Here is a 20437-nt window from a genome sequence, read left to right as displayed (position 1 = left end):
TATTTTATAAAGTATGTTTTTTCATTGATATATTATTTTTTACTTTGTTTTTAATAGAATATTTTTAAACTATTTTATAAATTTTAAAATAGTTTAAAAATAATTTTATATAAAAAAATAGAATTATCTTTTATCATAAACAAGGAGTTGTTAATGTTTAAATCTTTAAATATAGGATTAAAATTAGTATTATCCGTTGCTATTAGCATAATTATTGGAATAGCTGTTTTGGTTATTATTCTTTCGTTTCAAGTTGCTTCTAATATGGAAAATGAAGCTAAAAATTCAATCTTTCTTTCTGCTAAAAGATATGGAAATTTTATGCAAGGCATTATAAATGAAGAAGTTGTCCTAACAAAAGGAATGGCTACTTCACTTAATGAAATATTTTCAAAACACGATCAAGTGGATGCTACTTTAATAGAAAGTCTCTTAAAAAACACTTTCGATAGCAGTGGCTATGCAGCTTATGCATTTCTTTATCTGAAAGACTCTTCTGTTTTATCTGGTACCCAAACGCTTGATTCAAATTTTAAAAGCTCAAATAATAAAACTTTTACTATGATTTTTTTTGATGAAACCACAGGAAAAGCTGGCGGTATAAGATCTATAAAAACTCCTAGTAATTTTTCACAATTAGATATTTTAAAGAAAATTGAAAAAGATGCGAAATACGGTGATCTAGACACTTTATTTGTAGGATCTCCTTCGAAATTAAATTATGATGGACGCGATTTTTTAGGTATCAATCTAGGAATGCCTATTTTTAATAATAAAGGTAAATTTATAGGTGTTGTTGGATATACTTTTGATTTTTTAGAAATATCACAAGAAATGCTTGATCCAAAATTAGATGCATATGAAGGTGATTTAAGACTTTTGATGACTGATCAAGGAATTATAACGATTCATAAAAATAAAGACGCCATATTAAAAACTTTACCTGAAATCAATAAAGATCCTTCTACAAAATTTATTATTGAAGCAGTAAAAGAACGTAAAGATATAATTATTGATAATTATATTGATTCAAATGGAAATCTTAGTTTTGCTAGTATCACACCTTTTAGCACATTGGGAGACTCTAGCCACTGGAGTATAATCGTCACTGCACCAAAAAAATCTGTTTTACAACCTTTGTATAAATTGCAATTTATTTTAATCACTGTAGCATTGATTATAATTATTATAATTTTAGCTATTGTTTATCTTTGTGTGAATAAAATAGTAGGTTCTAGAATTCCTATCATACTTCATTCTTTACAAAACTTCTTCAAATTTTTAAATCATGAAACCAATGAAATCCAAACAATAAAAATTAAAGCTGATGATGAACTAGGGAGAATGGGTAAAATAATCAACGAAAACATCACTAAAACTAAAAATGCATTAGAACAAGATACTAAAGCTGTAGAACAATCAGTAGAAACTGCTAGAGAAATAGAAAGTGGTAATCTAACAGCAAGAATTAATGCAATGCCTGCTAATCCTCAATTAATAGAATTAAAAAATGTATTAAATGAAATGCTTAATGTATTAGAACAAAAAGTAGGTTCTAATATGAATGAAATCAATAGAGTATTTGATAGTTATAAAGCATTAGACTTTACAACAGAAGTTGCTAATGCTAAAGGTGGAGTTGAAGTAACAACCAATGTATTAGGTAAAGAAATCGTAGCTATGCTAAGACAATCATCTGAATTTGCTAACTTACTTGCTAGTGAAAGTGGTAAATTACAAAGTGCTGTTAAGAACTTAACAGATTCTTCTTCAAGTCAAGCTTCTTCTTTAGAAGAAACAGCAGCGGCATTAGAAGAGATTACTTCTTCTATGCAAAATGTATCTCATAAAACTAGTGAAGTAATTGCTCAAAGTGAAGAGATTAAAAATGTTACTTCTATTATTGGAGATATAGCAGATCAAATTAATCTACTTGCATTAAATGCAGCTATTGAAGCAGCACGTGCAGGTGAACATGGACGTGGCTTTGCTGTTGTTGCTGATGAAGTTAGAAACCTAGCAGAAAGAACTCAAAAGTCTTTAGGTGAAATAGAAGCTAATACTAATATCTTAGTTCAATCTATTAATGAAATGGGTGAGAGTATTAAAGAACAAACTACAGGTATTACTCAAATTAATGATGCTGTAGCACAAATTGATCATGTAACTCAAGAGAATTTAAAAATAGCTAATGATAGTGCAGCTATATCTGATAATGTAAATAAAATAGCTAATGATATCTTAGAAGATGCTAGGAAGAAAAAGTTTTAAAATAGAATAAAATCCAAGTATTTAATTTATAGATACTTGGATTAAATGTTATAATTTTATTTTAATTTTTTATAAGGTTTTTTTATGGCTGCTGATGATCAAGAAAAAACAGAAGAACCTACATCCAAAAAAATAGAAGATGCTCGTCAAGAAGGTAATGTCCCAAAAAGCCAAGATGCATCTGCAGTAGCTGTACTTATTATAGCTGTAGTTGTGGTGTTATTTATGTTGCCTTTTATAGGTGAGAGAATTAGTGGTTTGTATAGGTTTTATCAAAGCTTTATAGGCATAGAACTTGATTTAAAAATATTGCAAAAAATTATCATAAAAACTATGATAGAAATGTTTATTATGGTTTTACCTATTACTTTAATCATTATGGTTGCTGGTGTACTTGGAAATTTAATGCAATTTGGTTTTATTTTTACTACCAAGCCTATCACTCCAAATTTTAATAAAATTAATCCAATTAATGGTCTTAAAAATTTATTCTCATTGAAAAAAATTATTGATGCTTTAAAAATTACACTCAAGGTTGGAGTGGTTTTTGGAATAGCTTTTATTTTTTTGTTGCAATTTATGAAAGAATTACCTAGAGTAGAGCTTTATACGATTTATCCTCAACTTTTATGGCTTAGAGATAAGGCTATTATCCTTGCCACTATTGTGATTATAGCTTTTTTAATTATAGGATTTTTAGATGTGCTTTTAGTAAGGTATCAGTATTTTAAAAATTTACGCATGAGTAAACAAGAAATCAAAGATGAATACAAACAAAGTGAAGGAGATCCTTTAGTAAAAGGAAGAATTCGTCGTTTACAAATGGAAGCAGCAAGACGTAGAATGGTACAAGATGTTGCGAGCGCTGATGTGGTGATCACCAATCCTACTCACTATGCGGTTGCTTTACGTTATGATAGCTCTAAAGAAGCTGCACCTAAGGTTTTAGCCAAAGGGGTGGACTTTTTAGCTTTACGTATTAAAGATATGGCATATGAATATAATGTGATGATTTATGAAAATCCACCTTTAGCAAGAGAACTTTATAAAGCTTGCGAGGTAAATGATTTAATCCCACCAGAGCTTTTCAAAGCAGTGGCAGAAGTTTTAAGTTTTGTTTATACTTCTAATAGACAAAAATTTGCCGATAGATTAAAATAAATTTATTTTTTTCATTAAACTTATGATAGTCATAGTTATAGAAAGGGTATATATACCTAAAAGTGCTATACGGTGAGATTTGAGATTGATTTTTTCCATGATTTTAATACCAAGATAAACCCCTAGCATAGAGCTAAGCCCCACTAAGCTTCCATTTTGTAAGACTTCTTTATCAATGATGTCATTATATACAAAAGAACTAATCCCTGAAATGGAAGCAAAAATCACAAAAAACAAGCTAAGCGGCACTACTTTTTTAGTATCATAGCCTAAAAAATAAGCCAAAATAGGAGTGATTAAAAGTCCACCACCAATTCCTAAAGATATAGCAAAAATTCCTGTAAATACACCACAAATTAGCAAAATAGAATTTTTCAAGATATTAGAGTGGTTGGTATTTCCAATGGTACTTTTTCGATTAAAAGCAAATTTTAAAAAGAATACAATACTCACGCATAGAAAAATACTTGTTAAGGTTATATCTGAAAAATACGAGAGTAAAAGCCCACTAAACATCGCACCTAAAAAGCCTCCAAAGCCTATGATAAGACCATCTTTTAAGATTAAATTTTTCTTTTTATAATTTAAATAGGAACCAAAAATAGAAGCAAAAATCATTTGTACAACAGAAATTGCAACAGCATGGTGAGAGCTAAGTCCTAGAGTAAGCATAAAAGGGACAATGATCATCCCACCGCCTATACCAAAAACCCCTGAAGCCATTCCTGAAAAAATTCCTATGATCAAATAAGGAAGTAAAGTTAAATCCATGATTAGCCTTTTGCAAATAAAAACATTGTAACAAAATAAAATTTATTTAGCTTTAGAAAATATAATCATAGTCGATTTAATAAAGTTTATGATATTTTTGGAGTAAAAATGAAATTTTGTAAAAAATGTGTAATGCCAGATACTAAACCTGATTTGCATTTTGATAATGAGGGGGTTTGCGATGCGTGCCGTTCTCAAGAAGCGAAAAATCAAGAAATAGATTGGAAAAAAAGAGAAGAAGAATTTTTAAATCTTGTTAAAAAATACAAAACGCACCCAGTATATGACTGCGTGATAGGAGTAAGCGGCGGCAAGGATTCTACTTTTCAAGTTTTAAAATGTCTTGAGCTTGGACTTAATCCTTTGTGTGTTTGCTTTGAACCAAGTATCCCTACTAAGATAGGTAAAAAAATCTAAAAAATTTAAATCAACTTGGAGTAGATTTAATCCATATCAAAAGAAACCCTTTAATATATAAAAAATTATCTCGTGAGGCACTTGTAAGAACAGGGGATAATGAATGGCAAAACCACTTGGGAATTTTTACCTGTGTTCCAAAAATAGCTGTTGCTTTTGGTATCCCTTTGATCATTTGGGGTGAAAGTCCTCAGATTGAATACGGTGGGCCAGCTAGTTCTAAAGAAAAAAACACTTTAGGTAGAGAGTGGCTTGAAGAATTTGGTGGGCTTTTGGGTAATAGAATTTCTGATATGATTGGTGTTGATGGTATTAGAGAAAAGGATTTATATTTTTATACTTATCCAAGTGATGAAGAGCTTCAAAGGGTTGGAGTTACAGGGCTGTTTTTGGGGTATTATTTTAAATGGGATTATAAGTATAATTTAAAAATATCTAAAAAAAATGGCTTTAAAACTAGTACAAAACCAGTTGAAACTACTTATGAGAATTTTGAAAATTTAGATTGTTATTCAAACCATGTGCATGATTATTTAAAATACTGCAAATATGGTTTTGGAAGAGCTACGGATAATGCGTGCTTGGATATAAGACTTGGCTATATTAGCCGTGAAGAGGGCGTGAGACTTGTAAATAAATATGATGGAAAACCACCTAAAAAGGCTATTAAAAAATATTTAGAATTTAGTGGTTTTAGCGAAAAAGAATTTGAGAAAATTGTAGATTCTTATACTAATAAAAAGATATTTAAACGTGATGAAAACGGTAAATTTTTAAGAGATAGTGATGGGTCATTGATAAAAAAAGATGAGTTTATTTTGAAATGATTTGTATTGTTGATTATCATCTTGGGAATTTCAAATCTGTTTTAAAAGCTTTTGAAAAGCTTAATCAAGAAGTGCTTATAAGCTCCAAAAAAGAAGATATAAAAAATGCTTCTAAATTAGTTTTACCAGGTGTTGGATCTTTTAAGCAAGGTATGGAAAATTTAAAAAAACTTGCTTTAGATGAACTTTTAAAAGAATGTGTTTTAAAAGATAAAAAACCTATTTTGGGGATTTGTCTTGGTATGCAACTTTTTGCCAGTAAGGGATATGAGGGCGGAGAGTGTAAAGGGCTTGATTTTGTAAAAGCAAAGGTTTTGAAATTTGATTTAAGTAAAGAAAAATTATTGCACAGTGGTTGGGATGATTTGCAATTTAGTGATAAAAAAAGTGAACTTTTTGATGGAATTTTAGAAAAAAGTGATTTTTATTTTGTACATTCTTATTATGTAGAGTGTTTAGAGAGAGTGGAAACTTCTTTTTGTGAGTATGAAAAACCTTTTTGTGCAAGTTTTGAAAAAGATAATATTTTTGCTGTGCAATTTCACCCTGAAAAAAGCCAAAATGTAGGTTTGAAGCTTTTGGAAAATTTTGCAAATTTAAAGGCTTAACATGCTTAAAACAAGAATCATACCTTGTGTGTTATTAAAAAATCATCAGCTTGTAAAAAGTATCAATTTTTCTTCTTTTAGAACTATAGGGCATGTGGTAAGTACAGCTAGGATATATAATGCTAGAAATGTTGATGAACTTATAGTTTTGGATATAAATAAAAATGGTAAGATAGATTTTGAAAGCTTGGAAGATATAGCTAATGAGTGTTTTATGCCTTTAACTATTGGAGGTGGGATTAGAACTTTAGAAGATATTAGAAAAGTGTTAGATATAGGTGCAGATAAAATTAGCATTAATTCTATGGCTTTACAAGATCCAGATTTTGTCAAAAAAGTAGCAAATACTTTTGGAAGTTCTTGCGTAGTATGCTCGATTGATGTAAAAAAAGACAAAAATAAATTTAAAGTTTTCAATAATGAAATTTTGGATATTGATCCACTGGAACTTGCGTTAAAATACGAATCTTTAGGAGCAGGGGAAATACTTTTAACAAGTATTGATAAAGAAGGAAGTTCTTTAGGATATGATTGGGAATTGCTAGAGTATTTCAAAGGCAAATTAAAAATTCCACTTATTATTAATGGAGGACTTTCCAAGCCTCAAGATGGAGTAAAAGCCATACAACTTGGTGCAAATGCATTAGCAGGTGCTTTTATATTTCATTTTAGTCAATATACTCCAAATGATATTAAAAATGAGCTTTTAAAAAACGATATCCTTGTGAGGATTATTTAAATTTATAAAATAAAAATTATTATCTTCTTTAATAATTTCAAAACCATGTTTTAAATATAAATTTAAAGCTTTTGTATTTTCTTTAAAAACACAGGCGTTTAAAGTTTGAATTTTTAAAACACTAAAAGCATAGCTTTTAATTTTTTGCATTAAAAGATTGCCTACACCTTTTTTTATGCCATAAAGCCCAAATTCACATGAATTGTTAGTTATATTGATAAAATTAATCACACCTATGATTATTTTATCATCATAAACTAAAAAATATTTTTTAGTTGTGTTTGTTTTTAAACTAGATAAAAAGCTTAAATGTTCTTTTAAAGTGATATTTTGTGTTTTCATAAATTTAGCAATGCTTTCATTATTTCGCCATTTTAAAACGAGCTTGATTTCTTCTTGGTTTAAGTGGATAAAATCTTTTAAAATGATCATATAAAATTCTCCACTTCATAGCCTTTTTTAGCAAGCCATGTTGCAAGTTTTTCTTGATTTTTAGCATAAGCTATAGCTTTAAAATTGGCTTTTAAAATCAAAGCTTCATTGACTAATGAGCTTGCACTAATGATGAGTTTTTTACTTTCATTCATCAATCTAGCAAGGTTAGGATAATCAATGAGAATTTGTATATTAGGGTTTTTTTGGTTTAATTTTTGAAGTGAATTTAGATGAGAATTTGCTTTTGTGGTAGCTATGATGATAGTTTTATTTTTATTTAGTTTATTTGTTATATCAAAAGAAATATTTTTTGGATCACTCCCCCTATACAGATAAAATAATCATAAATTTTTTCTCTTTTTATTTTACTTTCTTCATAAAATTCATTGCGTATTAGAGCATAGGAAAAGCCACATCTTAACTCACAATACTCTGGCACTAAATTTTCATAATCACTTTCTTTGGCGTAAGCATTGACATTTAACAATATGTCGCAAAAATGTTCTTTTATCTCATCATCAAAACTTAGAATTTTGATTCCTGTCTCCAGTTTAATGAGTTTTTCATCATTAGCAGTGATCTCATAATGATCGATGATTAAAAGATCAAAATTTTCTTTTTTGATAAGATTGATGAGCTCATATATACTAGCACTTGTTAGCTCATAAACAGGATAAGGAATTTCGTCTATTAAGGAGCCTTCTAAAGCTAAACAAGCAAAAGATACATCTTTGTATTGTTTAGCTAATAAAAGATCTCTTTTAATGTGTCCATGTCCTATAGTGCTAGAGCTATCGCTTCTAAAAAGAACTTTCATTATTACACTCGTTTATTTTGACACATTCTTGAAATTTGGTATAAGGCTCTTTTTCGTTAAATAAAAAATCTAAAATTCCCAAATAAGCTATAAAATTTGTGCCTAATTGCGTATAGGTTGGATGGATAAAATCAAAATATTCAATTTTTATATTTGCGTTTTTAAAAATTTCTTTTGCTGTGTCTTTTTCAAGATAATTTTTTGACCCTTCTGGGGAAAGATAATAATCAGCTTTTAGTATTTGGCAAATTTCAAGTAGCAGTTTTTCTTTCTTTTTATTTTTTAAATTTAAAGAAGAGCTTTGCAAAATAGGTGTTTTGACGTTTAAATGTTCACAGTAAATTCTGATTAATTCCATATTAAATTGCACCAAATGTGTATGTTGAAATAAAGTTTTTTCAAGGATGTTATAGTATTTATCAAAGTTGATACTTTTAGAATATGCATGGTAGATTGTTTTTAAAAATTTAATTTTCCATTTGTTATCTTTTTCAAATAATATATCTTGAAGTGATGTTTTTTGTGAAGCTTTTTGTAGGTTTAGTCCTAGTAAAAAAGTTTTATCTTGTAGTTTAATTTTATTTCTGTTTTGCCATGATCTGCGTTCAAATTGAACATTATCTAAAAAAACAAAAGTGTCAACACTTTGTATCATATATATGTAGCCCAGCCAAGGATTAAAGGTTGGCTGCATAATGGCTATTTTCATTTAATTTTTCCATAAATTACAATATCGCTATCATTAACCAATCTTTCATCTTCTCCCATGATATTGGTGTTTTCATAAGTTAGAACTTTAAAATCGTATAAATTTAAATACTCTTTTAAAATTTCGACAAGTTCGTATTCTTGGTAAAGAGTATTTATACATCCAAGTTCTCCTGTGGTATTATCATCTGTGATTTTAAAGCAATTATGAGCTATTTTTTCTCCATAACCATATCTATAATCTTTTATATTTCTTGTTCTTAAGAAAAACAATGCATTTTCTTTATACATGGAGTTTTCTTTAGAAATTTTTAATAATTTTAAAAAATCTTCTTTCAAAAGATAGTTAATTACGTTAGGAATCATAAAAATATCTGCATTAATATTTGGGTTTTTTAAAGGAAATTCCAAGATATTATCATGAAAAAACTGATAGGCTTTGCATTGAATTACTTCCTTGAAATTATAATTTGCATTGTTGATATTTTCTTGGTTTAAATCAACTCCAATACACTCATAATCATAATTTGCAAATAAAGAAAGATTATTGCCATTAGAGCAAGCAAATTCTAAAACTTTTTGATTGTTTTTTTGATGTAATCCTTGTTTAAAAAAGAATTTAATCACTGCAAAATCTGGAAATTTTAAACCTTTTAAATCTCTTAAATACATTTTTACTCCTTAGTAATTTTTCCATAGATTATTATATCGCTATCTTTGATATAAACTTTATTTTTTATATTAATATTTTCACTTGTGATAACCTCAAAATCATATAAATTTAAATTTTCTTTTAAAATTTCTACAAGCTCATGTTCTTGATATGCTGTACAAAGGCAATTTTTTTCTCCACTAAAATCATCATTTGTAAGTATAAAACTACCATTTGAAAGCTTGTTTCCAAGTCCATAACGATGATCTTTTGTACTTCTTGCTCGTAAGAAAAAGTGAGCATATTCTTTTCCGCTATATAAATTATTATTTTTAGAATTTAATAATAAATTTTTAAAATCTTCTTTAGAAATGTAATTGATTACATTGGGAATTAAAAATACATCTGCATTTATATTTTGATGATTTTTAGCAAAATCAAGCATATTTTCATTAAAAAAACTTGCTTTCTGATAATGCATGATTTCTTTAAAATTATAAATAGCGTTTTCATGATTTTGCTTACTAAGCTCTACTCCAATACACTCATAATCATAATTTGCAAATAAAGAAAGATTATTGCCATTATGAGAGGCAAATTCTAAAACTTTAGCATTTTCTAAAGTATCAAGTTTGTTTTTAAAAAACCATCTTACAAGTTCCATATCAGGGTATTTAAAACCTTTGATTTTATTTATAAACATTTATTGCCTTTGTGAAATTGATATAGTGTTTTAGCAAATTCCAAGTCTTCAAAAGTATCGATATCGCAAATTTTATTTCTAGGTAATAAAAACGCCTTAGAGTGTGATTTAAACATAAAACTTTCTTCTAACCACGCCTCTTTTTTACCAAAATAAAATGCACCGCCATCATGATAGGCTTTGGTAAGATCTTGTGAGCGTTTGTTATAATTTGATTCATCAAACATATAAACTTTATTTTGCTCATCAAGGTAAAAACTTCTTTGTATAGGGTAGTCAAACTCACAAGCTGAAAATAAAAATTTGCACTCATCTTGACTAAATTGCTCAAAAGCTTGTCGTAAGATAAACTTATCTATAAGTGGTGCAGTAGCATACAGACAGCACACGTTTTCAAAGCTTATGCCTTGTTCTTCTAGATTGATGATGGCATCTTGTATTACGGTAGTTGAGCTTGTATAATCATCACTTAGTTCTTTTTTACGTACAAAAGGAACTTTTGCACCATATTTTAAAGCTACTTTGATGATTTCATCATCATCACTTGAGATAATCACATCATCAAAAATATCTGAATTTAAAGCACTTTCTATACTATAAGTAATTAAAGGTTTTCCTAAAAAATCAACGATATTTTTTCTAGGAATACGTTTAGAGCCACCACGAGCAGGGATAATGCAAAGATTTTTCATATACTTATGTTAAAGTGGCTCCGCCATCCAAAATAATACTTTGTCCTGTCATCCATTTAGATGCATCGCTGAGCAAAAAACAAATTAAATTAGTTACATATTCTGTTTTTCCTATACCTAGTAATGATTTCTGTAGATTTTTTTGTATTGCATTTTCATCCATTGTTTGATATATCATAGGAGTATCAATTAAACCTAACAGTATCGAGTTTATCCGATGTTGAGGAGATATTTCTAGTGTCAATGCTTTAACAGTTGTATTTGCTGAAGCTTTACTAGCACCGTATAAACTTAAACCTTTATTTGGTTTAATGCTAGCAGCAGAACTAATCCAAACAAAACTAGAATTTTTATTTTTGTGAATTCTTTTATCAGTTAAAGCTTTAAGAATTTGTAGATTAGAAAAATAGTTTAATGCAAATATTTTTTCAGCTATTTTAATATAATTTGGCGAGTTAATACCTATTGTTGTGGAAAATCCTGCGGCTAGAACAGCTCCATTAACCCCTCCATGTTTTTTAGAGAGTTCCAAAGTCCATTTATCTAGATTTTCAAAATTTGATAGATCTTTTGAAATTGTAATAAAGTTATCGGGATTTTTAGCTTGCTCTTTCTGGATTAAGAGTTTGTTTTCATCCCGACCTATGGCTATAATTTTAGCGCCGAGTTTATTAAGTATTAAAGCTGCGTGAGCTCCTATACCACTACTAGCACCAGTGACAATAAAACTATTGCCATAAAATATATTTTCTTTGAAAATCATTGAAAATCTAGTTTTTCTATTGGTATTAATTCTATAATATCTTTTACTGTTTTACACTCTTTTAAAGTTTTACCTTGAATAAAAATATTAAATTCTGTATCAAATAGAGTAACTATAGATAATAACGCCAAACTATCGTATTCTTGAATTTTTTCCAAAATCATATTCTCCTCTAATGAGTAATCAATTTGTAATAGTTCTTCTAATTTCTCTAAAAATTGTCTTTTAGTCATTGTAAAGTTTCTCCTTGTTTATAAATTTGAGTCTTTTTGCACCAAAAATTTTTATCAAGTTCTAATATAGCATTTGCCCAACTAAGTCCAGCGCCAAAACTACCAAGAGCAATTTTAAGTGATTTTTCTAAAGGTTTTTGGGCTGTATTTAGCCAATCACAAATTGTAGCAGGTATTGAAGCGCCACTTAAATTTCCATATTTAGTAATGATATTATTTGGCGTTTTATTGGGATCTAGTTGTAATCTTTGAGTGATTATATCTACTATGGTTTTATTTGCTTGATGGAAAAAAATATAGTCAAGTTCATTTTTAGTACAGTTGGCATAGTTAAGTATGGACTTAAAGGCTTCTGGTTCTTTTTGTGTGGCAAAATTAAAAATTTCAAGACCGTTCATGTAAATTTCTTTGTTCTGTTTATTAAACCACTCTGTGTCATTAAACATATGCTTTGTGGGTCTTTTAAACGCACCATAGGGAACAAAAAGGTATTCCATGTTCTTTCCATCGACTCCTAATTCAAAAAAACTTTCGCATGAATGATTACTTAACTCTAATAAGCTAACACTAACTCCATCACCTATTATTTTGGTACTTTTATTATTTGTTTTATTATCTAATTGACTTCCAATATCGCCACAAATCATTAAAATTCTTTTGCAACCACCATTTTCAATCATAGAAAAAAGAATATAAAGCCCATATACAAAACCCGTACATGATTGATTGATATCAAAAGCCAGGGTTGTTTGAGGCAATTCAAGCTTACCGTGAAGATAACAAGCGGTAGCTGGTATAAAAAAATCTGGTGTTTGAGTTATAACTACTATAGCATCAATAGTATTTTTGTCTAATTCATATTCATCGCATAGTAATTTTACACCATACTGAGATAAATCACTTACAGAGGTTTTATTATTAACTATGTGTTTATATTGTAAACCCATAGCATTTTTTATGCGATCAAGTTTTTTTTTATCTCCATTGTATGTGGTGTTTAATTCATCATCAATATTTATTTGAATTTCAGGTATAATGGTAACCAGTGCCGAAATTTTTGCATTTTTAAAATTTATTCTCATCTTTATTTCTTTTCTAAAAAAAAAGTTTCATCATCTTTTAGTTTTTTTAAACATTCTTTGTAAATATCTATTATATTCATCAAACTTATTGTTGCACCAGCATATTTAATTATATTGATTTTATTCTTACAACTTAATAAATTAAGAACAATTTTTAACGATGCTATTGAGTTTTTTTTAGTGTTTCTGCAATAAAAGTTGATATTCCATTCTTTGACCATTCCGTTTTCATCTGCTATTTTACCCGAAAATAATTTATAATATCTATATGATACTTGCGCAAGTTCTTCAAGGTAGTGGAAGTATGTCATGCCTTCAAGTTCCCAGTTTCCAAAAAAAATAAGTTTACCTGCATTTTTTGTTAGTATATCATAAACAGAATTTACACCAAAGCAACTTTCAGTATCTTTTAAAAATAATTCTTCTTTAGCTCCTTTAATAGCAAAGGAAAATATGGGATCATTAGTGCGTTTAACATCTTTTTGTTTTCTAAAAAACTCATTTAATATACCAATTTTCGTTATAGAATTAACTTTGTCATAAATTTCTTTATTGCAGAAACTATAAGTAAAAGTTGGCATTATAATCGTTCCATCAGATCCTACAACCTCCTCGAAAGATTCTAAAATTTGTTGAAGTAAAATTTTGTTATCTGCTAAAGGAATACCTAAGTTGTAAATTTCACTGTGAATACATATTATATCACCCTTTTTTATACCTAGTTTTTTTAGAGCTTGGATTAAGTCATGTTTGTAAAATATTTTGTCATTATGTTTAAACAAGGCTTGCATTATTTCATCGCCTCTTCTATCATTTTTTTAATACTTTCAAAATTTTCAAAATTTTCAGCTTTGATAAACTCTGCTTTTAGGGGTTTTTTATAGTGTTTTTCTATCTCAGCTACTAAAGCCATAATGTCTATACTATCTATTATATCATTGCTAAGTAAATTTTGCATAGTTTTGTTTATATCACTTCTGTCTATTTTATTAAAAAATTCTTGTATTTGTTGCATTGTATTCCTTTTTTTGAAAAATTATTTTCATATTATTACTTAAAAATAGAATTATTTCAAGATGGTTTATTTCATAAAATGAAATATTATACACTATATCGTTTATTTTTATTTTGGCTTTAGGGGTTAGATTGCCATTATCCATTGCTTTTAAAAATCTTTCTATGGTTGGAATATTCCAAGATATATCTAATAAACCATTGTTGGGTAATTCTTTCATTTTATAAATCCCCCCCCCCGTAGATATAGAATTAATTTTGGGTTGAGGATAAGATTTTTTCATATTTGCCAAACATTCTTTAAAAGAATTAATGGCTAAATTCTGCTGTATTTGGAGTAGTTTTATAGCTGTTAGCGAGTTATTTATTGTTATCTCTTTTTGCAAGATAATATCTCCTGTATCTATAGTGCAATCAACCTTATGCCAAGTGATTCCAGTTGTGTTTTCTTGATTCCATATAGCCCATATATGTGCATTTCTTCCTTTGTATTTTGGAAGTAGTGAATTATGATAGTTGATGATGATATTATTTTGTATACATTTTTCTTTAAATATATATGCGTTGTTCGCGCTAATAATCAAAGAGTTACTTATTCTATTAAAAAACTCATCATCTTTAAAATCACTGTTATAAAAAAATATTTTTTTAGATGAAAATATATCGCAGATAATTTTATGGCAATTAATAGCAACTTTGCCTTTTCCTATTATAATTATTTGGTTAAAATTCATCAGAAATTTCTATAAAATCGAGCTTGAGTTTCTGTAAAAGTAAAACCTGACCGAGTGTAAAAATTAATAGCTTTTGAATTTTTTTTATCCGCGAATAGTTTATAAAAATTAACATTTTCATTTTCTTTGAAAAAATGACATAGCAAAGCATAAGCAACATTTTTATATTTTAGATTAGGTTTTACAGCAATAAATTCCAATACAGCATTATTCAACATCCGCGAATAAAACAATCCACCACATATGGTGTTATTTTCTTTGTAAATTAAGATATTATCTAGATGTATTAATAAATCCTTTTTTGAAAAACAAAACAAGTATTTGTTATCAAAAAAACTAATAAAAAAATTATAAATATCATCTAGATCATGTTTTTGTGGTTTTTGAATAAAATCATAGGTATTTAAAGTAGGTTGTTTGTTTTTTAAAGTCATTTGTTGCAAGAAATGATAAGGTCTAAAATTATTTAATTGTAAAAAATTTTTATATTTTAAGAAATAATTTTCATTTTTTCCTAAAATTCTTATATAGGAATTTTTAAGGAAAAATTTTTTATATTCATTGAGAAAAAAAAATAATGCCTTGTTGTTATAAAAGAAATAGTTTTTATTTTCTTCTTCAAGCAAGAAATTTCCATCTTTTGCCTTTTCTAGAAAATATTCAATACTTTCATAACAATTATGCAATAAAAAACCATTTTTATATGTTTGTAAAAAGTTTTTAAATACTTCCATTCAAAACCTTCCTATCAATCTTTCCATTTGCATTTAAAGCAAATTGTTCTATTTTAACAAATTTCTTAGGTATCATGTAGGCAGGGAGTTTATCTTTTAAAAAGTTTTTAAAATCCAACTCTTCCTTGCTTTCATAAAAACAAATAATTTCTTCTTTAAAAATACAAGCACAATTTCTTACATTCTCATGAGAATTTATAATACTTTCTATCTCTCCAAGTTCTATGCGGTGACCCATATACTTGATTTGATGATCTATTCTTCCATAGCATAAAAGTTCGCCAAAATCATTATAAGCTACCACATCACCTGTTTTATAAAGCAAGTCTAGATAATTATCATGCAAAGGATTTTGTACAAAAGCTTGTTTAGTTTTTTCCTTATCGTTGTAATACCCTAAAGAAAGGCAAGTTCCTCTTACATAAAGCTCACCTTTAATTCCTACTTGATTTGGGGTAATTAAATTTAAATTTTCATCAAAGACTAAAAGCTGAGTATTTTTACAAGCTTTGCCTATAGGCAAAAGTTCATCATCACTAAATTGTCTATCAATTATGTAAAAAGAGCAATCAACTGTAATTTCAGTAGGTCCATAAAGATTAGCAAATAAAGCATTAGGAAGATATTTACGCCAAATGTTGAGTTGTTTGTTTGGCATAATTTCACCAGCAAATAAGATTTTATTAATATAAAGCGTTTTGTTTTCTAATGCATGTGTATTTGCAAAATAAATCAGCACAGAAGGCACCCAAAAAATTGTTGTTATTTTTTCTTGCTCTAAATACTCTAAAACTTTATTTGGAAAAGCAAAAAGATGATTTGGTAGCAAATGCAAAGTGATTCCTGTTTTTATGGATGAGAAAATATCTAAAACGCTATTATCAAAGTAAAATGGTGCTTGATTGGCAAATATATCTTCATGACTTAGTTTAAAAGTCTCGCATACCCAAAAAGTATAATCAATAACACTTTTATGATTTATACTTACCCCTTTTGGAGTCCCTGTACTTCCACTTGTAAAAAGTACATAAAGTAAATTTGTATCTATATGATCATTTAAAGCTTTTTCTAAAGCTTTTTCATCTATACTAAAAGTTTCAAAATCTTCCGTAAAAATAGTATCAAGATTGAAATCTAAATTTAATCTTTTAGAGGTGATTAAAAGTTTAGGTTTTAAAACTTCTATAACCTTTTCTACACGTTCTTTAGGACTTTTTTCATCTAAAAGTGTATAAAAATTTCCACTTTTTGCCACACCAAAAAAAGAAAGCAAGCAATCAATCCCTTTAGGAAGTATGATTAATATAGGCTCTTGTGTGCTTTTTGTAGGAAGTTTAGAAAGAATTTCACTCGCTATTTTTTTACTTAAATCATCAAATTCCTTATAGCTTATACTTTTACCATTAAACTCAACAAAAGCATTTTTGTTGCCAAATTTAGCAACGCTTTCTTGTAAAAAATCATTGATGTGTGTTATCATGGAAAAAACCTTGATCTTTTATGATTTCACAATATAGACATGTTTCAAGACTAACATAAAAATCAATTGGTTTGTAAATTTTAAAAGAATATCCTAAATTCCAAGAATCTATAAGATTTTTAATTTCAAAAAAATCTTCATAATTATGATAAATACTAATAATCATAGCAGGTTTATGTTTTTTAATTGTATGTAAAGCACCCTTTAAAAATTCTTGCTCAAAACCCTCTATATCAACTTTAATTAATCCTATGTTTATGTCGTTATTTTGAATATATGAATCCAAACTGACAATTTCAACTTGTTCATTTTCTGTCGAATGATCATTATATTTGAAACTTGAACTATACCCTGATATATTCAAACTCAAAGTTTCGTTTTTACTACCAAGAGCTTTTTTTATTGGTTTAATTCTTTGGCTTTTATTTAGTTCAAGTGTTTTTAGCATTAAGCTATAATTTTTTTCAGATGCTTCGAAAGTATATACAAATTTTTCAGTGAATTCTTGTTCGAAAATTATTGCACTATCGCCTATAAATCCACCTACATCAATTATATCTTGATGTTTAATTCTATCGAGTGTTTTTTTATTGAAAATATGCATTCCATGTTTATGCCAAAATACAGATATTTCAAATTGTTTAATAGGTAAGAAATATCCATTGTAGCACCATATATTATTTTTTACTTTAAATATATTGGTAAAAAATGAATTTGTGATTTTACTTAATTCGTTTTTTTCCTCATCAGAATAGTTAATTTGATAATTAGGATTTTTATCAATATTTTTTAATCGATTGATAATTTTACAGACACATTGTTTACTTGGTATATCTAGGTTTTTACAAAGATTAAAAATTTTTTTATCAATATCAGGATCATTGTTGATAGTATTACCAACATTTTTTTGCATAGGAAAAGATTGATTCCATTGTTTGAATATAAAATTTTTATATAGAGTATCTAAAAGGGTATCCAAAAGGGTGCTTGGATATAGTGTAATATGATTACCATTATATATCGGAATATTAAAAAATTTTAATTTTATTTTTGTAGATTTTACTGTGTTTTGCAAAGTATAGCTAGAAATCTTTTTATATTCAAAAATACTAAAATTAAAAATGTAAAAACTAATGTTATTTTTAGAAAAAGTATAAGAAATGTATTTCATTGTATTCCTTTATAAATATTTTTAGTTTGAATGAGTTTATGAAATTTTAATTTTTCTATTAAATCTTTTAATTCATAAGCTTGTATATTAATCTTTAAGGCTATATCTAAAACATCATTTTGTCCATCACAGTAAGCTAAAAAGTTACAAGAAGTTGGAATTTGACTATTTGTCAAAGAAGTATTGATAGTATGATATAAGTCTCTTTTCCCTAAATTGGGTTCGCAAAAAATTGTGTTTTGATAAATTTCATTGACTTCTAAATTCATGATGATTTCTTGCATAGCTTTTAATCCACCTTGTAACCCTTCTTCGCTAATGAAATTTAAGTCATCTTTACTAGTATGGTATTCTTTATAATCACCAAATCTAGTCCTGCAAACTCCTACAACAGGTAAATTTACTAAAGGTGCGCAAAATTGTCTTTCATTGCCACCTCTATCTAAAAAGCTAAATTCTTTAAAATTATTTTTTTCTTTTAAAGTATACAAAGCTACTTTATCTGCTAGAGTATTTTCACTTGGGGTGTGAATGAGTGAATAAGCATTATCATCACCTATGCAAGAGAGCGCAAAGCCTGCTTTGGTATATTTTTGTAAATGCTTTAAATGTTTGCTAAGATAAACTATACTTCCTATGGTTTCAGGGGTAAAAATAAAACGATAATTATATTTTCTCTCTTCTAATCCTAAAAGCCATTTAGCTAAAAATGTAGCTACTATAGGACTGCTTAGCTCGTTATTTGCCATAGATGGGTGACAAAGATAACTTGAAATTAAAATTTCATCTTTTGCATCTTGTGTACTAGGTATGAGTAAGTCAGCATAGTTTAAAACCCCATTTTCATGGTGTTTTGCATCTATGAAAACTTTGTATTTTCCTTCTTTTAGTTTAACTCTATCTTTGTGTTTTATACAAAAACCCCATCGTCTTTTATAATAGCTTGTTACATAAGGTATAGCATCTGGATAATCTTCTATAGAGTATAAATGCTCTTGTAGCTCATCTAGTGAGATTTCATCATTTATACCTTCGCTGTAGTTTAACACATGTAAATTATTTTGCTTAAAGTCACAAATTTTTTCTCCATTTGGAGTGATGATAAAAGCATCGTTTATTTCCCATTCAGCAGGTACTTCCCAGTCAAAAACTTTACTTCCGCTTGCTATAGAGTGAATTTTTAATATACCCCCCCCCATGGCTTCATCAAGTATTTTTAAACTTTGTCTAAAACCCTCACCTGTGATACTCCTACATATAGGAAAAAGCTCGCAAGCTAACTCATACATACTTTTATTCACAACAACCCTTTTTAGTTTCTTCTAAAATCTTGAATAAACTGTCTTTAACAAATTGCGCATCTTTTAAGCTCATTTCTTGATGAGCGGGTATGCTAAGTTCAGCTTTATAAAAATTATCCGCATTTTCTAAAAATAAATTTCCATATAAACTTTTATAATAACTAAACTCATAAGTAGGCTTGTAATGCACTTGCACGCCTATGCCTAAATTTAATAATTTCTCAAAAATAATTTCTTTTTGGCAATAAAATTCAGGGAAAAGCAAAATAGGATATAAATGTCTCGAGCTTTTTTTATAATCTTTGATTTTTATGATGCTAAAATAAGGATTTTTTTCAAACTCTTTATCATAAAAACTTGTGATTATTTCTCTTTTTTCTAGCATATTATCAAGTTTTTTAAGTTGATTTATACCCAAAGCACAGGCCACATCACTCAAACGATAATTATAACCTAGTTCAATCATATCGCTATCCCAAAGTCTTTTTTTGACTATGCCATGACTTCTTAAAAGCTTGATTTTTGAAATTAATTCCTTATTATTACTAACAACAGCACCACCTTCAAAAGTCGTGATAGGTTTAACTGGATGAAAGGAAAATATGTTTAAATCCGCCATAGATCCTACTTTTTGATCTTTATAAATAGCACCTAGGGCGTGACTTGCATCATCAATCAGTGGGATGTTATATTGTTTAGCTAAGGTTAAGATTTCATCCATTTCTACGCTATTTCCAGCAAAATCAACCGTGCAAATTGCTCCTATATTAGAGCTATCTTGGCTTAATCTTAAAGCAAGTTTTTTCTCATCAATATTTCCATCACTTTTTACATCTATAAACTCAACCCTAGCACCTGCCATTAAAGCTGCATTTGCAGTTGCTGCAAAAGTTATGGGGGTTGTTAAAACGATTTTATCTTTTACATTTAAAGATAAATACGCAAGGTGCAAGGCAGAAGTAGCTGAATTTAATACGCAAGCATATTTTACACCTATATATTCACAAAGGGCTTGTTCAAATTCTTCAACTTTTTTACCACCGGTTAAAAAATCATCTTTTAAAGCTTCGCAAACTATTTGTATGTCTTGATCGTCAATATTTTGATGAGAATAAGTAAGCATA

At 28.1% G+C, this 20437-nt stretch carries 21 protein-coding genes and 2 pseudogenes; 5 read left to right on the top strand and 18 right to left on the bottom strand.

The features are described 5' to 3' along the window. Nucleotides 1–153 precede the first annotated feature (153 nt). Together CLCT_RS06440 and flhB are read left to right on the top strand one after the other, a co-directional pair. Nucleotides 154–2271 carry a methyl-accepting chemotaxis protein gene (locus tag CLCT_RS06440; RefSeq protein WP_149062634.1) on the top strand — a complete coding sequence of 706 codons (2118 nt, stop codon included), beginning with the start codon at nucleotides 154–156 and terminating at the stop codon, nucleotides 2269–2271. 84 nt (nucleotides 2272–2355) lie between these two features. After that, a complete protein-coding gene (gene flhB / locus CLCT_RS06435) occupies nucleotides 2356–3432 on the top strand; it encodes a flagellar biosynthesis protein FlhB (protein ID WP_149062633.1) in 1077 nt (358 codons plus the stop codon). Here the strand turns inward: flhB and CLCT_RS06430 are convergent. Beyond that, complete coding sequence (locus CLCT_RS06430; protein ID WP_149062632.1) at nucleotides 3424–4203, bottom strand: sulfite exporter TauE/SafE family protein; 780 nt, start codon at nucleotides 4201–4203, stop codon at nucleotides 3424–3426. The genes flhB and CLCT_RS06430 overlap by 9 nt on opposite strands. A 108-nt stretch (nucleotides 4204–4311) precedes the next feature. On the opposite strand from CLCT_RS06430, the pseudogene pseA reads away from it, so the two are divergent. The 3 genes and pseudogenes from pseA to CLCT_RS06415 all read left to right on the top strand — a co-directional run bounded on the left by pseA (nucleotide 4312) and on the right by CLCT_RS06415 (nucleotide 6794). Beyond that, nucleotides 4312–5447: pseudogene (gene pseA / locus CLCT_RS06425) on the top strand (pseudaminic acid biosynthesis protein PseA). Beyond that, a complete protein-coding gene (gene hisH / locus CLCT_RS06420; RefSeq protein ID WP_149062631.1) occupies nucleotides 5444–6055 on the top strand; it encodes an imidazole glycerol phosphate synthase subunit HisH in 612 nt (203 codons plus the stop codon). Before pseA ends, hisH begins: the two are co-directional and overlap by 4 nt. A 1-nt stretch (nucleotide 6056) precedes the next feature. After that, a complete protein-coding gene (locus tag CLCT_RS06415; RefSeq protein ID WP_149062630.1) occupies nucleotides 6057–6794 on the top strand; it encodes a HisA/HisF-related TIM barrel protein in 738 nt (245 codons plus the stop codon). Here the strand turns inward: CLCT_RS06415 and pseH are convergent. The 17 genes and pseudogenes from pseH to pseC all read right to left on the bottom strand — a co-directional run bounded on the left by pseH (nucleotide 6762) and on the right by pseC (nucleotide 20436). Then, entirely contained in the window at nucleotides 6762–7226 is a 465-nt protein-coding gene (gene pseH, locus CLCT_RS06410; protein WP_149062629.1) for a UDP-4-amino-4,6-dideoxy-N-acetyl-beta-L-altrosamine N-acetyltransferase, read from the bottom strand. The genes CLCT_RS06415 and pseH overlap by 33 nt on opposite strands. Continuing rightward, a pseudogene (gene pseG / locus CLCT_RS06405) lies at nucleotides 7223–8046 on the bottom strand (UDP-2,4-diacetamido-2,4,6-trideoxy-beta-L-altropyranose hydrolase). The gene pseH and the pseudogene pseG overlap by 4 nt, the downstream one beginning before the upstream one ends. Next, nucleotides 8030–8755, bottom strand: a complete 726-nt coding sequence (locus tag CLCT_RS06400) for a WbqC family protein (RefSeq protein WP_170230441.1) — start codon at nucleotides 8753–8755, stop codon at nucleotides 8030–8032. The pseudogene pseG and the gene CLCT_RS06400 overlap by 17 nt, the downstream one beginning before the upstream one ends. Then, nucleotides 8752–9426: a class I SAM-dependent methyltransferase gene (locus CLCT_RS06395; RefSeq protein ID WP_149062628.1), complete on the bottom strand. Its 675-nt coding sequence runs from the start codon at nucleotides 9424–9426 to the stop codon at nucleotides 8752–8754. The genes CLCT_RS06400 and CLCT_RS06395 overlap by 4 nt, the downstream gene beginning before the upstream one ends. Before the next feature lie 2 nt (nucleotides 9427–9428). Then, nucleotides 9429–10109 (bottom strand): class I SAM-dependent methyltransferase, encoded by a 681-nt coding sequence (locus CLCT_RS06390; protein ID WP_249040751.1) that lies wholly within the window; start codon nucleotides 10107–10109, stop codon nucleotides 9429–9431. Beyond that, complete coding sequence (pseF, locus tag CLCT_RS06385) at nucleotides 10100–10801, bottom strand: pseudaminic acid cytidylyltransferase (RefSeq protein WP_149062627.1); 702 nt, start codon at nucleotides 10799–10801, stop codon at nucleotides 10100–10102. Before pseF ends, CLCT_RS06390 begins: the two co-directional genes overlap by 10 nt. Before the next feature lie 4 nt (nucleotides 10802–10805). Continuing rightward, nucleotides 10806–11564, bottom strand: coding sequence for an SDR family NAD(P)-dependent oxidoreductase (locus CLCT_RS06380; RefSeq protein ID WP_249040750.1), 759 nt, complete (start codon nucleotides 11562–11564; stop codon nucleotides 10806–10808). Then, a complete protein-coding gene (locus tag CLCT_RS06375) occupies nucleotides 11561–11797 on the bottom strand; it encodes an acyl carrier protein (RefSeq protein WP_149062626.1) in 237 nt (78 codons plus the stop codon). Before CLCT_RS06375 ends, CLCT_RS06380 begins: the two co-directional genes overlap by 4 nt. Beyond that, nucleotides 11794–12879: a 3-oxoacyl-[acyl-carrier-protein] synthase III C-terminal domain-containing protein gene (locus CLCT_RS06370; protein ID WP_149062625.1), complete on the bottom strand. Its 1086-nt coding sequence runs from the start codon at nucleotides 12877–12879 to the stop codon at nucleotides 11794–11796. Before CLCT_RS06370 ends, CLCT_RS06375 begins: the two co-directional genes overlap by 4 nt. 2 nt (nucleotides 12880–12881) lie before the next feature. Further along, on the bottom strand, nucleotides 12882–13670 hold the full coding sequence (locus tag CLCT_RS06365) for an AAC(3) family N-acetyltransferase (RefSeq protein WP_149062624.1): 789 nt from the start codon (nucleotides 13668–13670) through the stop codon (nucleotides 12882–12884). Further along, nucleotides 13670–13894 (bottom strand): acyl carrier protein, encoded by a 225-nt coding sequence (locus CLCT_RS06360; RefSeq protein ID WP_149062623.1) that lies wholly within the window; start codon nucleotides 13892–13894, stop codon nucleotides 13670–13672. Before CLCT_RS06360 ends, CLCT_RS06365 begins: the two co-directional genes overlap by 1 nt. Further along, nucleotides 13869–14627 (bottom strand): formyltransferase family protein, encoded by a 759-nt coding sequence (locus CLCT_RS06355; protein WP_149062622.1) that lies wholly within the window; start codon nucleotides 14625–14627, stop codon nucleotides 13869–13871. The genes CLCT_RS06360 and CLCT_RS06355 overlap by 26 nt, the downstream gene beginning before the upstream one ends. Further along, complete coding sequence (locus CLCT_RS06350; protein WP_149062621.1) at nucleotides 14627–15361, bottom strand: GNAT family N-acetyltransferase; 735 nt, start codon at nucleotides 15359–15361, stop codon at nucleotides 14627–14629. The genes CLCT_RS06355 and CLCT_RS06350 overlap by 1 nt, the downstream gene beginning before the upstream one ends. Continuing rightward, entirely contained in the window at nucleotides 15348–16841 is a 1494-nt protein-coding gene (locus tag CLCT_RS06345; protein ID WP_149062620.1) for an amino acid adenylation domain-containing protein, read from the bottom strand. Before CLCT_RS06345 ends, CLCT_RS06350 begins: the two co-directional genes overlap by 14 nt. Beyond that, nucleotides 16822–17754 carry an FkbM family methyltransferase gene (locus CLCT_RS06340; protein ID WP_149062619.1) on the bottom strand — a complete coding sequence of 311 codons (933 nt, stop codon included), beginning with the start codon at nucleotides 17752–17754 and terminating at the stop codon, nucleotides 16822–16824. Before CLCT_RS06340 ends, CLCT_RS06345 begins: the two co-directional genes overlap by 20 nt. Nucleotides 17755–18008: 254 nt before the next feature. After that, nucleotides 18009–19301, bottom strand: coding sequence for a DUF4910 domain-containing protein (locus CLCT_RS06335; protein WP_149062785.1), 1293 nt, complete (start codon nucleotides 19299–19301; stop codon nucleotides 18009–18011). A 4-nt stretch (nucleotides 19302–19305) separates the two neighbouring features. Then, a complete protein-coding gene (gene pseC / locus CLCT_RS06330) occupies nucleotides 19306–20436 on the bottom strand; it encodes a UDP-4-amino-4,6-dideoxy-N-acetyl-beta-L-altrosamine transaminase (RefSeq protein ID WP_149062618.1) in 1131 nt (376 codons plus the stop codon). Nucleotide 20437: the final 1 nt, after the last annotated feature.

The organism is Campylobacter lari subsp. concheus, assembly GCF_008245025.1.
Taxonomy (GTDB): Bacteria; Campylobacterota; Campylobacteria; order Campylobacterales; family Campylobacteraceae; genus Campylobacter_D; species Campylobacter_D concheus.
The sequence above is the reverse complement of the archived record's forward strand: the minus strand, read 5'-3'. Positions and strand labels throughout refer to the sequence as shown.

Bases quoted from the DNA above. Each gene is read 5' to 3' on its own strand.
- CLCT_RS06440 (WP_149062634.1), top strand. From the start codon at position 154: ATGTTTAAATCTTTAAATATAGGATTAAAATTAGTATTATCCGTTGCT.
- flhB (WP_149062633.1), top strand. From the start codon at position 2,356: ATGGCTGCTGATGATCAAGAAAAAACAGAAGAACCTACATCCAAAAAA.
- CLCT_RS06430 (WP_149062632.1), bottom strand. From the start codon at position 4,203: ATGGATTTAACTTTACTTCCTTATTTGATCATAGGAATTTTTTCAGGA.
- hisH (WP_149062631.1), top strand. From the start codon at position 5,444: ATGATTTGTATTGTTGATTATCATCTTGGGAATTTCAAATCTGTTTTA.
- CLCT_RS06415 (WP_149062630.1), top strand. From the start codon at position 6,057: ATGCTTAAAACAAGAATCATACCTTGTGTGTTATTAAAAAATCATCAG.
- pseH (WP_149062629.1), bottom strand. From the start codon at position 7,226: ATGATCATTTTAAAAGATTTTATCCACTTAAACCAAGAAGAAATCAAG.
- CLCT_RS06400 (WP_170230441.1), bottom strand. From the start codon at position 8,755: ATGAAAATAGCCATTATGCAGCCAACCTTTAATCCTTGGCTGGGCTAC.
- CLCT_RS06395 (WP_149062628.1), bottom strand. From the start codon at position 9,426: ATGTATTTAAGAGATTTAAAAGGTTTAAAATTTCCAGATTTTGCAGTG.
- CLCT_RS06390 (WP_249040751.1), bottom strand. From the start codon at position 10,109: ATGTTTATAAATAAAATCAAAGGTTTTAAATACCCTGATATGGAACTT.
- pseF (WP_149062627.1), bottom strand. From the start codon at position 10,801: ATGAAAAATCTTTGCATTATCCCTGCTCGTGGTGGCTCTAAACGTATT.
- CLCT_RS06380 (WP_249040750.1), bottom strand. From the start codon at position 11,564: ATGATTTTCAAAGAAAATATATTTTATGGCAATAGTTTTATTGTCACT.
- CLCT_RS06375 (WP_149062626.1), bottom strand. From the start codon at position 11,797: ATGACTAAAAGACAATTTTTAGAGAAATTAGAAGAACTATTACAAATT.
- CLCT_RS06370 (WP_149062625.1), bottom strand. From the start codon at position 12,879: ATGAGAATAAATTTTAAAAATGCAAAAATTTCGGCACTGGTTACCATT.
- CLCT_RS06365 (WP_149062624.1), bottom strand. From the start codon at position 13,670: ATGCAAGCCTTGTTTAAACATAATGACAAAATATTTTACAAACATGAC.
- CLCT_RS06360 (WP_149062623.1), bottom strand. From the start codon at position 13,894: ATGCAACAAATACAAGAATTTTTTAATAAAATAGACAGAAGTGATATA.
- CLCT_RS06355 (WP_149062622.1), bottom strand. From the start codon at position 14,627: ATGAATTTTAACCAAATAATTATAATAGGAAAAGGCAAAGTTGCTATT.
- CLCT_RS06350 (WP_149062621.1), bottom strand. From the start codon at position 15,361: ATGGAAGTATTTAAAAACTTTTTACAAACATATAAAAATGGTTTTTTA.
- CLCT_RS06345 (WP_149062620.1), bottom strand. From the start codon at position 16,841: ATGATAACACACATCAATGATTTTTTACAAGAAAGCGTTGCTAAATTT.
- CLCT_RS06340 (WP_149062619.1), bottom strand. From the start codon at position 17,754: ATGCAAAAAAATGTTGGTAATACTATCAACAATGATCCTGATATTGAT.
- CLCT_RS06335 (WP_149062785.1), bottom strand. From the start codon at position 19,301: ATGTATGAGTTAGCTTGCGAGCTTTTTCCTATATGTAGGAGTATCACA.
- pseC (WP_149062618.1), bottom strand. From the start codon at position 20,436: ATGCTTACTTATTCTCATCAAAATATTGACGATCAAGACATACAAATA.